The sequence below is a fragment of the Tepidibacter sp. Z1-5 genome, from assembly GCF_037844525.1.
Taxonomy (GTDB): Bacteria; Bacillota; Clostridia; order Peptostreptococcales; family Peptostreptococcaceae; genus Tepidibacter_A.
Genome location: NZ_JBBMMD010000036.1, coordinates 137,468 through 153,951, shown reverse-complemented (window position 1 = coordinate 153,951; position 16,484 = coordinate 137,468). Strand labels below are relative to the sequence as shown.

The following is a 16,484-nucleotide window of genomic DNA, read 5'->3' as shown; positions in this document are numbered from 1 at the left end:
AAAAAGAAGATGCATAAGCATCTTCTTATTTGTACATTTCTTTTAATTTGGATTGTATATCTTTATTTTCTAAATACTCATCAAATTTCATACTTCTATCCATTAGTCCATTTGGAGTTATTTCTATTATTCTATTAGCTATAGTTTCTATAAACTGATGGTCATGAGATGTAAATAGTATACTTCCAGTAAAATTAATTAATCCTTTATTCACAGATGTTATCGATTCAAGGTCAAGATGATTTGTAGGCTCATCTAAAACTAATATATTTGCATTAGATAACATAAGCTTAGATAACATACATCTAACTTTTTCTCCTCCAGATAATACATTTGCATTTTTAAGCGCTTCTTCTCCAGAGAAAAGCATTCTTCCTAAAAATCCTCTTATAAAACTTTCAGCTTTTTCTTCTGAATATTGTCTTAACCAGTCAACTAATGACATTTCAATGCCATCAAAGTAATCATTATGATTTTTAGGTAAATAGTCTTGAGATGTTGTAACTCCCCATTTGAAGCTTCCTTCGTCAGGTTCTAAAACTCCCATTAATATATCAAACAATGCCGTCTTAGCTATTTCATCTCCTAGGAATATGACTTTATCGTCTTTTTCCAATCTAAAACTTATATTATCTAAAACCTTAACACCATCTATAGTCTTAGATATTCCTTCTACTGTCAACAATTCATTTCCAACTTCTCTTTCAGGGCTAAATCCAACAAAAGGGTATCTTCTTCTAGATGGTTGAATATCTTCTATTGTAAGTTTGTCTAATTGTTTTTTTCTAGATGTAGCTTGTTTTGCCTTAGATGCATTTGAACTAAATCTTGCAATAAAGTCTTTTAATTGCTTAGCCTTTTCTTCCGTCTTTTTATTTTGATCTTTAGCCATTTGTAATAACAATTGACTAGATTCATACCAGAAATCGTAATTTCCAACATACATTTGTATTTTTCCAAAGTCCACATCTGCCATATGAGTACATACTTTATTTAGGAAATGTCTATCATGCGATACTACTATTACAGCAGTGTCTTCTAAATCCATAATAAAGTTTTCTAACCAGTTAATTGATTTAAAATCCAAGTGGTTAGTAGGCTCATCCATAAGAAGTATATCCGGTTTTCCAAATAAAGCCTGAGCCAATAATACTTTAACTTTTTCAGCACCTGATAACTCCTTCATTTGCTTATAATGTAAATCCTTAAGTATTCCTAGACCCATCAAAATCATTTCTGCTTCTGTTTCTGCTTCCCATCCATTTAATTCAGCAAATTCACCTTCAAGTTCAGCAGCTTTTATTCCGTCTTCATCTGTAAAGTCAGTTTTTGCATATAATTCATCTTTTTCCTTAATTATTTGATGTAATCTTTTGTGTCCCATAATAACTGTATTTATTACAACTTCTTCATCATATTGGAAATGATCTTGTCTTAATACAGATAATCTTTCTCCAGAAGTTATAGATATATCTCCTTCATTCGCTTCTACCTCTCCAGATAATACCTTTAAAAATGTAGATTTTCCAGCTCCATTAGCACCTATTACTCCATAGCAATTTCCTTTATTAAATTTTATGTTAACATCTTTAAATAATTGTTTATCTCCATATCTTAATCCTATTCCAGTAGCCTGTAACATTGTTTTCCTCCATTTCATATTTCATCATCTTTATAAATGTACTTTATATATTCTACATTTTTAATAGTGTATTTTCAATAGTTTTTGAGTATTTACTTGTATAAAATGAAACTTTTTATATATTAGGTTTACATATTACATCTTTAGCCCATTTTCCAGCCATATTTTTTCTAAGTTTTACATTTTTAGATACATTTACAAAATCGTTAGTATCAACTTATAATTTAATATACTACTACAGCCTCATTTGCTTATGTAACAAACAAATCATAACATGATTTCACTTATAATAAAAAGGTATAATTTCACAATTTAGAAATTATACCTTTTTATTATATATTAATATCCACTATTTGAGTCTTTATTTCCTGTAACTATACTAATAGATGCACTTGCTCCAATTCTCGATGCTCCAGCATCTATTACAGCTTTTGCATCTTCTGTGCTTCTCACTCCTCCAGAAGCCTTAACACCTATATTAGCTCCAACAGTCTCTCTCATAAGTTTTATGTCTTGTGGTGTTGATCCACCTGTTCCAAATCCAGTAGAAGTCTTAACATAATCAGTTCCTGCTTTTTTTGCAAGTTCACAAGCTATTTTCTTTTCTTCATCAGTTAAATAACAAGTCTCGATTATAACTTTTACTAAAGCTTTTCCATCAGCTGCATCTACAACTGCTTTTATATCATTTTGAACATAATCATATTTTTTATCTTTAAGAGCTCCTATATTTATAACCATATCAACTTCATCAGCACCTTTTTTGATTGCATCTATAGTTTCAAATGCCTTAACTTCTGAAGTATTTGCTCCTAAAGGAAATCCTATAACTGTACAAACTTTAACATCTGATCCCTTTAATTGCTCTTTTGAAAACTCTATATACGATGGGTTTATACATACTGAAAAAAATCCATATTCTTTTGCTTCTTTACAAACTTTTTTCACGTCATCCTCTGTTGTTTGAGCTTTTAAGACAGTATGGTCTATGTACTTTGATAATTCCATTTTAACCTCTCCTTTTTAATTTATATTCCAACCTATAAAAACACAATATTTCTAGTAGGTTGTGTTAATCAACTTTATATATCATTTAAATTATTATGGTACAAACTTCTCTGATCCCTTTAGGACAAGCTGCGGAACTATTATCCTTCTTTTTATTTCGTCTTCTGGAGACACACTATTTAATTTATCTATAAGCATTTTCATTCCTGCTTTTCCCATTTCAATAGTAGGTCCATTTACAGAACTTATATTCATGCCTAAGATGTTTACTAGCTCCAATTTATCAAATCCTATTATAGCCATCTCTTTTGGAATATTTATATTTTGTTCATATAATGCTTTTATAGTTCCCAAAATCATCATATTACTAGTTACAAATATAGCACTTGGTTTATCTTTCATGTTTAATATTTGCTTTGTAATCTCATATGAACTTTCATAATCAAAGTCTCCATAAAATACATATTTATCTTCAACAAGTATATTGTTTTCATTCAAAGCCTTTTCATAGCCTTTAAATCTATCTTTAGTTATTGTATAATTTTGTTTACCATTAATTATAGCTATTTTTTGATGTCCAGCATTTATTAATGCACTAGTAGCATCATAAGCTCCTTTTATATGATCTATGAATATACCACTGAATTCTGAGTATTTGACATATCCATCAAGTAATATAATAGGAATACCTATATCCTCTAAAGTATTTAAATATTCACTACTAAAATGATCTTCTGCATATGTTGGAGTTATTATTATTCCTTCTATTCGCTGTTCTTTTAATAGTTTAAGTGCCTTAAGTTCCTTATCTCGTTTATCATCAGTATTACAAAGTATTATATTCAAATTATTTTCGTCTGCTATTTGACTTATCCCTTTTATGATTTCTCCAAAGAAAGGATTGTTTATTTCTGGAACTATAATACCTATAGTATTTGTTTTACTTGTAGATAAACTTCTCGCGATTGCACTAGGTGTATAGTTTAATTCTTTAATTACATCCATCACTTTTTTTCTCGTTTCTTCTTTCACGTATCCAGAGTCATTTAATACTCTTGATACTGTAGTTCGAGATACTTGTGCTTTTTTTGCAATATCCTTTATAGTTATAGCCATTTTGACTCGCCCCCAAAAAACTCAAGAATTCTTATAAGATAAGTATGTTACCGATTCCATCTAAATTATACATTTTTTTTATTAATACTTCAATACAAATACATTAAATTATTTTTAATATTGTTTATGATGTATAAAAGATTCACTTCATGCTCTACCATGACTTATGTCTCTCAAGCCCTAACATGATTTATTGCTTAAATATAATTGCTACTTTTGTTCACATATAAATAATTTAATTCAGGTGAAATTTTTATAATTCACCTGAATTAAATTTTGTATTAACCTAAGATAACCTCAACATTATGTTCTTTATTATCATCTATAAGTTTTAGTTTATTTGAGTTATTTCTATTTCCATCAACAATCATATATTTTACATTGTTATTTACTTTATCATGATTTTTAATCGATATATTGTATTTAGATTTACCATGTTTATATTCTATGAAATACGCTTCCCAATCCTTAGGTATGCAAGGATCTATTTCTATTTCATCACCATATTTTTTCAATCCTAAAATATCCTCAATACCAACTTTGTACATCCATCCTGCTGTTCCAGTATACCAAGTCCATCCCCCTCTACCTATATGAGAATTAGTAGAGTATACATCAGCGGCCATAACATATGGTTCTACCTTATATTTTAAACATTCTTTTCTAGTTCTAGTGTGATTTATAGGATTTATACTATTGTAAAGTTTCCACGCCTTATCTCCTTTTCCCATCATAGCATATGCTTTTATAACCCATGTTGCTGCATGTGTATATTGGCCTCCATTTTCTCTAACTCCAGGTACGTATCCCTTTATGTATCCAGGATTCATATTACCTTCATCAAAAGGAGGTGTGAACAAAAGAATCATTCCTTCATTTTCTTTTATCAAATACTTATTTAGAGATTCCATGGCTTCCTCTTTTCGAGACTCATCAGCACCATTTGATATAACAGCCCACGATTGTGCTAATGAGTCTATAATACATTCCGAATTTTCTATAGACCCTAGAGGAGTTCCATTATCAAAATAAGCTCTTTTATACCATTTACCATCCCATGCATTTTCTTCTATTGAATTTAATATCTTTTCAGCATAGTCATTGTATTTTTTTTGAATATCCAGATCATTCATTTTCTCACATATTTTCGAAAAATCACCCAAAATAGTGTATAAAAACCATCCAAGCCATACACTCTCGCCTTTTCCCTTATTTCCAACAGTACTCATACCGTCATTCCAATCTCCAGAACCCATAAGAGGTATACCATGTTCTCCAAACTTTAGTGATCTCTCAATACTTCTTATGCAATGATTGTATACAGATGCTTTTTCCTCAGATACTTTAGGTACACCATATCTTTCATCTTCTTCTTTTAATTCATCCTCTTCTAAAAAATGAACTTCCTCTTTTAATATAGAATAATCTCCAGTATTTTTTATATACTCAATCGTTGCATAAGGTAGCCAAAGTAAATCATCAGAAAACTTAGTTCTTATACCCTTATCATCATTAGGTCCAGGATGCCACCAGTGCTGTACATCACCTTCAACAAACTGATGTGCACAGTGAAGTAGTATTTGTTCTCTAGTTTGATCCGGAATTAAATTTAGTGCATTCATAGAATCTTGAAGTTGATCTCTAAATCCATAAGCACCTCCAGATTGATAAAAAGCTGACCTTGCCCATATTCTACAACATATGTTTTGATAAGAAAGCCAGTTATTTAACATCAAATCCATAGACATATCGGGAGTCTTAACTTGAATTTTTCCTAATACCTCATCCCACATTTCAATTGAATCATTTAATGCATTTTTAGCTTTATCTACATTCGTATATTCATCTACCACATATTGTATATTTTGAATGTCACTATCTTGACCTAATAAGAATACAATTTCTTTCTCCTCATTAATGTCAAGCTCAATACACGTTTGTATACAAGCACATGGATCAAATCCAGCTCCTACAGTATTTGATAAAGTTTCTCTTTTTAAACTAGCTGGATTTTTCAATTCTCCATTGAATCCCATAAACTCTAATCTATCACCTGTATAGGAATTAACCGTTTCAGAACACGCCATATAACTAATTCTAGATGAATAATCTGGATTATAAGGATTTTTAATAATCATTATATCACCATTCATATCTGTTATTACATACTTTTGCATAGTCTGATCACTAACGCCCATTACAGGTCTTATATAATTTGTAAGAGTTAATTTTCTTTTAGAATTTGATTTGTTTTTAAGCTTAATCATACTAATTTTGATAGATTCATCAGTTGGAACAAACATAACCAGTTCTTGGTGTATCCCATTGCTATCATGAACAAATTTTGAATATCCATGGCCATGATGTACTGTATAGCTTTCCTTCTCTCTTATAGGAAGAGGTGTTGTAGTCCATATACGACCACTGTAATCATCTCTTATATATATAGCCTCTGAACTTGGATCTATTACAGGATCATTTGACCAAAGAGTCAACTTATTTTCTCTACTATTTTTAGACCATGTGTACCCTGAGCCATTCTCAGATACTTGGAATCCAAAGTTTTTATTAGATATTACATTTATCCAAGGTAGAGGAGTTCTAATATCTTCCTTTATTCTTATAACATACTCTTTTTTATCCTTAGCAAATCCTCCGTATCCATTGAAATAATCAAGATCTAATGGTTCATCTAAACTCTCATATTCCGTATTATCTTCATTAAATATTTTTTCTTTTATCTCATAATCACATTCTTCATAATCTAATTGAGAATTAATAGATTCACATTCAGATTTTAGCACTATTCTTGCAGCAGAGTAAAAAAGAATTTGATCTTCTTTTGGAATAGTATTTGCATTTCTTATAAATATACCTCCAGGTTTGTCTATTAAATCATATCCATATTTTGATCTAACTGTTTCAATTATAATATCCTTAAGTGGTTGCAAATAGTTACTCTCATCCTCATTCAAAATCAAAATATCAACAACTAATCCCTTCATTCTAAAATACTCATGGGCATTTAAAACTTGTTTTACAATATCTATTTCTTCTTTATTTTTTATACTAACAAGAACTATAGGTATATCACCAGATATTCCATAACCCCAAAGCGAATGTTGAGCCTTTATATTATTCTTTATTATATCTTGATACCTTCTTTTACTAGGACTTAAATATAATATATGAGATATCATATCTTGATAAGTTGTTACTTCTTCCTCATCAAAATTTAAATACGAACTTTCCACTTGACTTCTAATATTTGCTAATTCAAATATTCTATCCATACAAGATGTATCATGATATTTTTTAACTAAACTTAATATATTATCCATATTATCAGCAATAGAAGTCGTAAAAAATACCTCTACGCTACAACCCGCATTTATATTTACCTTTTTCCTCAAACTCATTATTGGATCTAATACAGCTCCACAAGTATTAGTTAATGGTTGATTTAAAGCTTTTGGATTTTTAATATTATTACCTCTTCCTATGAAGTTATCTCTATTAGTTTCATACTCTAAGTTCCCTATACTATCAGACTTAGTGGAAATAGTATGAGCCATCCAGACTTTTTGCTCCCCTTCACTTCTAGGTCTTCTTGAACATATTATACTCTCATATTCTAAAACTGGCTTTGTTCTTATAAATAAATTAGTAAACGCTGGATGAGCAATATCAGCAGCCTGATCTATAAGAACAGTTTCTAAATAACTAGTTAGCTCAATCATTACAGATTCATTAGAATTGTTAGTAATAGTAACTTTTCTTATCTCAGCATCATCCTCTGTAGATACTACAATTTGTGTGTTGGTTATTATATTATTATCTTTTCTGATAAATTCAGCCTTATCTTGATGAAACTTTACTTTATAATAATCTGGTTTAGTATCTATAGGCTTATAAGTGGTTGAAAAAATATCGTTATTATTTAAATTCTTCACAAATACATATAACCCATAATTACCTGTTACCAAATCTTCTCTCCACCTACTAACCTGTAATCTATTCTTTTTAATATATCCTCCTCCACAATCATTAATCATACTCAAATATTTTCCATTTGATAAAATATGACATCTAGGAATTCCATAATTAACACCATCATATTCTCTAGTCACGTTAGGAGTAATATTTTTATATTTTTCTAAAGGCTTTATCTGCTCCTTATATTCTTTAGTTATAATACTTCTTACAGGTATCTTCTCTTGAAGTAGTATTTCTGCTCCTTTTACAGCTGGATCTGCATGAAATCTCTTTTGCATTACATTAAAATTCAAATAATTATTAATAGTTACAAAGCTCATACCCTGATGATGTGCCATAAAGCTTTCTACTATAGAACTTTCTTTATCCAATGTGACCCTATCATTTGTAAAATCTATAGCCTCATATAATCCATATTTTCCTTCCATGCCCATAGCAATAAGCCTTTTTATATTTTTAAAGCAATCATTTTCATCAAATAATAAAGCTAATACAGTAGAATATGGAGATATAACCATATCTTTTGAAAGACCTCTTTTAAGACCTAAATCCGGAACTCCAAAAGCCTTATATTGATAATTCAAATCCATATCAAACTTATAATAACCGGACTCAGAAGTACCCCATGGCACATCTCTCTTAGTCCCATATTTTTTTTGTGCTCTAATTACAGTATTATACGTCTCATCTAAAAGTGAATTAGTGTAATTTTTCATTATAAGAGGAGGCATAAAATATTCAAACATAGTCCCAGTCCAAGAAACCAAACTTCTGTATCCATCAACCATAGATAAAGATCTACCTAGTTTAAACCAGTGCTTTTGAGGAATCTGTTTTTTTGCAATAGCAATATAACTTGTAAGCCTTGCCTCAGATGCTAAAAGATCATAATATGAATTTGTAAGCTTATTTGAATCTATATCATATCCAATTGAGAATAAATCTTTTTCTTTATCGTACAGCTTAGTAAAATCTGTATTATCTACAATATCATCTATAATTTTAGTTAAACTTATTATCTTATCTTCAAATTTGTCTATATTATTTATTAAATTAGATACAGCCTCTTTTATTTTTATCAACTCTTCATTTTCCAAAGAGCTAACATTCTCATTATGAATTTTCATCTCATCTATTTCTTTTAATATATCTTTATAAATTTGTCTAAGTGTTAATATATCCGTATTTATGTCTACTTCATCTACTAATTTATTTAAATCTCCAATATTATTTAGATATTTCTTATGATAATCATCTAATAAAAATAAATTAATATCACATATAATACTTTTGATGAAGTCACATATATTTAAGTTTGCATGATTATAAAGATGTTCATTTGAAATTAAATCTACAAATAATTTTTCAAAATCATTAATACATAAATTTTCTTTTTCAATAATAGAATCTATATCTGTATATTCACAATCACAAACCATTATACTATCTCTGATTCCCTCTAAAATAGATCTATCTACTATAGGTTTACTAATGTATTCTAACAATCCTTGCTTTAAAGTCATTAAGTATCCTACAAAATTACCACTATCTACAGTTGACACATATCTTGGCAATAAAACATTCAGATTTTTATTATCATACCAGTTAAATAAATGCCCTTCATACTTTTCTAGCTTCTGAATAGTTTCTAATGTGTTATTTATTTTACTCAACATAGTTGTAGTAGATATATATCCCAAATCTCTTGCAGACATTATCGACATTAATAAAAATCCTATATTAGTAGGTGATGTTCTTTTAGCAACTCCATTATGAGGATTTTCCTGGAAATTATCAGCCGGAAGATAATTTTGATCTTTTCCTGCAAAATCTTCATAATATAACCAAGTTTTTCTAGCTATTTTTCTAATCAATAATCTATCTTCTTTATCAACATCAATTTTCTTATCTCTTTCAATTTGCTGACTTATTTTATAAGCTATAACAGGCGATATAATCCATAGCAAACATATGAAAAGAGCATATACAATATTAGCAGGGTTTAACACATATACAAGGGCAAATGTAATAACAGATACATAAATAGACACCTGCATTCTCTTTACATAACTGTTCATATCATTTTTAAGTTTCTTTTCTGCATCCGCAGCCGTTGTCCATTCTAATAAATTCTTCTTAGATACAAAAACCCTATACAAACTTCTACTTATAGCATCTAACATTAAATATGACTGATATGGTAAAAAAGCGAATAAAATTACAGCTTGATATAAAAGTCCTCTACAACCATATATCAAATCTGAATTTGTCTTTGTATTCATATTCTTATAATATTTACATACTATACAGTTTATAAACTCTAAAATTATAGGAAGTACAAATGCAAAAACTGAAAATCCTACCCAAATCCACCAATAACCTGGAAAAATAGTTAAACCTAATATAACTAAAATCAATGTAGAAACACAATCTAAACTTCTTCTTAAATTATCTTTTATCTTCCACTTAGATAAAGCTGATAATGGATTTTTTGAAAATAACCATCTTACAAGCTGCCAATCACCTCTTATCCATCTATGAAGCCTCATACTAAAAGAACTATAATTAGACGGATAAGAATCTATAAGCTCTATATCTGTTGCAAGCCCAGTCCTTATATAACAACCCTCTAATAAATCATGACTTAAAACACTATTTTCAGGGATAGATTTTTTTAGAACCTCATCGAATACATTTAAATCGTATATACCTTTTCCAGTGAAAATACCTTCAAAGAATAAATCTTGATAAACATCAGAAACAGCAGTTGTATAACTGTCTATACCGCCTTGACCTGCAAATATTTTCGTAAACATACTTTTTCCTGTGCTATCAATATCCAGACCTATTCTAGGTTGAATAATACCATAACCTTCTACTACAGTATCTCTTGTTTTACTCAAAACAGCTTTATTTAAAGGATGAGTTATAGTTCCTATTAACTTTTTAGCACTATCCATAATAAGATTTGTGTCAGCATCAATAGTTATTACATATTTAATCTTATTCTTTATATGAGAAATATCTGATGATATAATAGAATAAGAAGTATCATCAGATCCTTTTAATAATTCATTTAACTCAACTAATGCACCTCTTTTTCGCTCCCAACCCATCCATCTATTTTGATGCTTTGAATATTGTCTATGTCTATGAAAATAAAAAAATATATCACCTTTTTTATATTTTTCATTCAATTTTTTTATTTTTTCAAATGCTTTCTCTATTATAATATTATCTTTATCTGTATGTTCTTGCTCTGAATCTTTAAAATCTCCAGCTATACAAAAGTATATATTATCTTCTTTATTTGAATTATAATAGACCTCTAGCTTGTCTATAAGCTTATCAACATCTTTTTCACTTGTAACTAGCGTGGGTATTACAACCATAGTTGAAGCATCATCATCTATACCATCACTATATTCTAGCTTTGGTAAAAAATCTGGTTCAACATTATGAGTTACAACCCAATTAACTAAATTTATAGCAATAGTACTAGATGGTATATAAGAAAAAATAAATACCACTAAACTAATATATATATTATTTGACATTTTATAAGAGTACATTGTCATCAACAAAGTTAATATCAACGTTATTATTACTATAGGCAAAAAATATATTACATATGGATATTTACTATTTTTATTCAGAATATTGTTGTACCCAAAATATGACAATAATTCTGTTATTCCATTCCCAATTATGTAGTATCCAACATGATTTAGCTTATTATTTTTATCATCAATACGATTTGATAATTCAATAGCTTTTTTTGATATTTCAAACTCAGGTATATTGTATTTTTTAGATAGTTTTTCAATTTTACTCCTATAATAATCTCTACTCTCAAAATCCATTTTATTATATATACCACATGGATCATCCTGTAAGATTTTTTCAACTACAGATAATGATTCAAATACATTTATCCAATTTAGCTTAGAGATTTGATTTAAACTCATTATAGAGTTTCCCATTGCCATTTGTCTATAAGCCTGTTCCCTATGTTGAAGTTCTATTATTTCATCCAATGTTATATTATATTCAGACAAATTTTGTTCTATAAAGCTCTTTATCATTCCTAAATCATAGGCTTCACTTCTCATTTTTTTCATCAAATATTCAACATAAAAGAAATCAATTTTATTTTCTTTATTAATTTCTTTTCTAATAAAATCAATCATTTCTTCATTATTCATATTCAGATCTTTTATATTTTCATACTTTAATTTATCCTTATAAATAAGCTCACAAATATTTCTTATTTTTTCAACAATACAGCATCTAATCACAATAGATAATGACCATATTTCTGCAATAGAAAGAATACTATGTTTTTGGTATGACTTTACAAACTCTATTATCACACCCTCATCTAATTTTGCATCTGTATGAGATACAAGTTCAAATAATATATCATACACCCTTGGAAATCCTTCAAATATACCATTTGCCAATATATTCAATTCTAAAAATCTATCCTTATCTACCTCTTGTCTTACAAACTTAACTTCTTCCTCTAATTTATAAAAATTATCTAATAACCATTTTGAAGCTCCCGATAAATTCTCTCTATCTTCATCTATTTCATTTAAATGCTTATATAATTTAGATATAACATTATAATTATTATTCAATCTAGGTAATAAAGACCTACAACTTGTATATTTTTCGCTCACTATATGCTTTTTCGCTATATTCATAGAATGATTTTGGAGTTCTTCATTACTCAACAAAATATTATCCATACTGATATTTTCATACCCGTCTATTTTTTTATTGTATCCACTCATATCTTAAATTCCTCCTATAAAGTGAACCTTAGTTCAGATGGATTTTTTACTCCTTCTGAATTTCTAGTTTCGTGTGCCCTGAGGGTAAACCTATCCAGAAGCTGTAGAATTCTTAGCTTTCGGATAAAAGAGTTGTCATCTAATTCTCCATTTATTGTAAAAAATAAAAGGCATTATAGCCTCTTATTTTCTAATAATTTCTCTATTTTCGAACTCAAATCTATCGAAAGTTCTTCAGCATACTCTTGGCAAATACCTTCAGTGTATAAATTAAATAAAGCTTTTTCTGTATCTGGTAAAACTAGACACCATCCTTTATCACTGTTAATTCGTACACCTTCAAATAGTTCTATATCATTATTATTGTTCTGCATTATTATATTTTTTATAACTCTTCCTTTATCATCCCACTCACACTCAATTTGTTTTTTTATAAAATAAAATTCAGGGATTTCATCTACTATATCACTCAGTCTAATTTTATTTTCAGCTAAAAAATCTATAATTTTACAAACAGCACTAATAGCATCAAAATTGAATAAATACTGGTCAAACATCTCTTCATCTCTCAAAATAGCATTCATAAAACAAGAGTGAGAATGCTTTGTCTTAATTATTTCAACATCGTATTTTTGTGTTAGTTCTTGTATTATCATAGGCATAGTATGAGGCATTACTATTTTCTTAGCTTTTTTTAATTTTAATAGAATAAGAGTTGTTAAAATATTGTACTTTTCATTATTTATGATTCTTCCTTTTCCATCTATTAATAATACACTTTCTCCGTTTTGACTTAAAACAACTCCAAAATCTAAATTGTTATCAACTACATTTTTAACCATATTACTTAAATATAAATTAATATCGTCATAACCTTTAATAGAATAATCACAAGATACATCACAACCTATTTTTTTTAAGATTTTATAAGCTAAATTCATAACATCACTGCATATGGAACTTATCAAAATTTTAGGTCTAATAGTTTTTATATCATATAGATTATTTATATTTTTCATATTTTCATCTATATAGAAATATGAAAAATTATTAACTTCGATTATATCCTTAACGTCTTTTGCATTACATCTTTCAAAATCATCTCGGTTAAATAAATTTTCTATTTTTATTTCTGTAGTTCTATCTATATTTGCTCCAGTTTCGTTCATGAATTCAATATGAACTTCATCATTTTTCAAGTGATTTATACTAACATGTATACCACCTTTTGCTTTATAATGTCTTATTGCAAATCTGTTTATTGCAACATTTGTATTTTTAATATCTATAACCCCAACTCCAGTTGAAAGTATGCCCGATATTAATGAGTTTTTAATTATTTGTGAAGCATTAAAGCAATCACAGCTAATAATAATAGATGTATCTTTATTAACTATAGACGCATATGCAGACCCAAGTCTCGATGCAAACTCGGGATTTATCTGTGTGTTTATATGTCCATATACATCTTTATATCCAAAAATATTTTTTCCGACTTTAGTACCCCATACAACATTTTGACTTATTATTGTATCTTCTTTAATTATTTTATCTGGCCATATCTTAGCATTAGGATTTACCTTTACTCCGCAGGATAATAGGCTACCTTTACCTATTGCACATTTTTCAAATGTATTTATTCTATTTTTTAATTCTACATCATTGCATACAACTGTCCCTGTACAATGAGTGCTACTTCCTAGTTTAGAATTTTTCCAAAGTATACTCTTTTTTAAGCTACTATGATTACCTATATCACAGTTAGGTCCAATAATTGAATATGGATTTATGTGTACATTATCTTTAATGCTAGAATTTTTTGCTATATAAACAGGAGAATCTAATTTAGTATTTTTCCCAATTTCAACTCCATCTTCTATCCATATTCCTTTTTCTATTTCTCTAGCATTAATATCTACACAAACCTTTTTATCTAATATATTAAAATGTGTTTCCATATAGGAATTTAAATCCCCTATATCATTCCAATAATCTTGTGTAATATATCCGTACATAGGAATTTTATCTTCTAATAGTTTAGGAAATAAATCCTTACTAAAATCAAAGTTGACATCTTTATCGAAATAATCTAAAACTTCTGGTTCCAATATATAAATACCAGTATTTACAGTATCACTAAATACCTCAGACCAACTTGGTTTTTCTAAAAATCTTATAACTTTACCAGATTCATCGGTTATAACAACTCCATATTCTAATGGTACATCTTCTCTGCGCAATACAATAGTCGCCTTTGATTTTTTTTGTCTATGATACTCAATAGCTTCACTTATATCAAGATCAGTCAACGCATCACCACTTATAACTATAAATGTATCATCTAAAAATTCTTGTGCATTTTTAACACTTCCTCCCGTTCCAAGAGGAGTATCTTCTATAAAATATTCAAGATTTACATTCCATCTATCTCCAGTTTCAAAGTAATCCATTATAATAGATGGCATATACGCCATAGTTACAGCTATATCATTTATGCCATGCTTTCTTAATAGATCAATAGAATACTCCATAACTGGTTTATTAAGTATTGGTACCATAGGTTTTGGTATATCGCACGTAAGAGGTCTTAACCTAGTTCCTTTACCTCCAGCCATAATAACTGCTTTAATATCAATCACTCCTTACAAATAATAACTATTTATATTAATCCCCAAATAATTAATTTAAATACATTATTTTACAATTTTTTCTATAAATAGTTTCAGTTTTATTTTCATTGGTATTGTATTTATCTCGCTATCACTTACAATATCTGCATTTGCTATATTGACTCCATCTTGTGTATAATACTTTATCTTTCCCACTTTATCTCCTCTATTTATAGGATATGTCAACTTATCCAAAATAATACTTCTTTCAATTTTTTCTTTATCTTTTTTTACAATCCATAAGTCTTCTTTTATTTTTAAATTTACTTCCAATTCACTTTCTCCATACAAATACGTCTTTCCTATAAATGTATCTTTTTTTACTATTCTGCTTTTCTTAAAATTATTTTTTCCGTATTCTAAAAGTTGTTTTGATACACTAGTTCTATTTTTAGAACTTTGAGCTCCTAACACAATGCTTATAACTCTAAAATCTTTATTATTTTCATTTGTACTTTTTATATTCATAGTAGAAGCTAAACAATACCCAGCCCTTCCAGTAAATCCTGTTTTTAGTCCGTCAACACCTGGCATTATTCTAAGTAAAGCATTAGTATTATTTCCTATAAACCCTCTTTTATAATTTGTATGAGTTTGTATACTTGTTATATTCAAAACATCTTGTTTGTAATTATCTATTAAATATTTTGCTAATAAACTTAAATCTCTAGCTGTAGACATATTTTCTTTAGGAGTTTTCATATCTCCATTTATTCCATAAACAGGTAATCCATTTGGATTAATATATGAAGTTTTATTCATACCTATTTCTTTAGCCTTTTTATTCATCATCTCGACAAATGTTTTCGTATCTCCGCCTACATATTCTGATATTGCAACAGCAGCATCATTTCCAGATACAACCATCATACCTTTCATGAGGTTAATCAATTTAACCTTTTCTTCTTTTTTTAATCTATAGGTCGAGCCGCTTGTTCTAGCCGCTTTAGAACTTATCTCTACAATATCATTTTTTGATACTTTATTATTTTTTATACTATCTAGAGTCACCAACAAAGTCATCATTTTTGTCAAACTTGCACATGGCATTTGTTGATCTGCATTTTTTTCATATAAAACATTTCCACTTTGCTGATCTATAAGTATAGAAGACTTTATATATTTATCCAAATCGTAATTTTGAGCATTTGATATATTTGTAAATAATGCAAATATAATTATTAATGTTGTAATTTTAGATTTCAAGTTATCACTCCTCAAAGATTTACTTATTTTAACACTATTTAATATTTA

6 protein-coding genes are annotated in these 16,484 nt (G+C 28.4%); all 6 read right to left on the bottom strand.

Features of this window, described 5'->3' with window-relative positions; genetic code table 11:
• Positions 1 to 25: 25 nt before the first annotated feature.
• The 6 genes from WJW32_RS09235 to WJW32_RS09210 all read right to left on the bottom strand — a co-directional run bounded on the left by WJW32_RS09235 (position 26) and on the right by WJW32_RS09210 (position 16,436).
• Positions 26 to 1,642: an ABC-F family ATP-binding cassette domain-containing protein gene (locus WJW32_RS09235; protein ID WP_340257603.1), complete on the bottom strand. Its 1,617-nt coding sequence runs from the start codon at positions 1,640 to 1,642 to the stop codon at positions 26 to 28.
• Positions 1,643 to 1,981: 339 nt separating this feature from the next.
• Positions 1,982 to 2,650 (bottom strand): deoxyribose-phosphate aldolase, encoded by a 669-nt coding sequence (gene deoC, locus WJW32_RS09230; RefSeq protein WP_340257601.1) that lies wholly within the window; start codon positions 2,648 to 2,650, stop codon positions 1,982 to 1,984.
• A gap of 93 nt (positions 2,651 to 2,743) precedes the next feature.
• Positions 2,744 to 3,766 (bottom strand): LacI family DNA-binding transcriptional regulator, encoded by a 1,023-nt coding sequence (locus WJW32_RS09225; protein ID WP_340257600.1) that lies wholly within the window; start codon positions 3,764 to 3,766, stop codon positions 2,744 to 2,746.
• 281 nt (positions 3,767 to 4,047) lie between these two features.
• The gene (locus WJW32_RS09220) at positions 4,048 to 12,561 is read right to left on the bottom strand and encodes a GH36-type glycosyl hydrolase domain-containing protein (protein WP_340257598.1); all 8,514 of its coding nucleotides are present in this window, start codon (positions 12,559 to 12,561) and stop codon (positions 4,048 to 4,050) included.
• Between the two features lie 173 nt (positions 12,562 to 12,734).
• Complete coding sequence (locus WJW32_RS09215; RefSeq protein WP_340257596.1) at positions 12,735 to 15,176, bottom strand: sugar phosphate nucleotidyltransferase; 2,442 nt, start codon at positions 15,174 to 15,176, stop codon at positions 12,735 to 12,737.
• Positions 15,177 to 15,254: 78 nt separating this feature from the next.
• Complete coding sequence (locus tag WJW32_RS09210; protein WP_340257594.1) at positions 15,255 to 16,436, bottom strand: D-alanyl-D-alanine carboxypeptidase family protein; 1,182 nt, start codon at positions 16,434 to 16,436, stop codon at positions 15,255 to 15,257.
• Between the last annotated feature and the right edge of the window lie 48 nt (positions 16,437 to 16,484).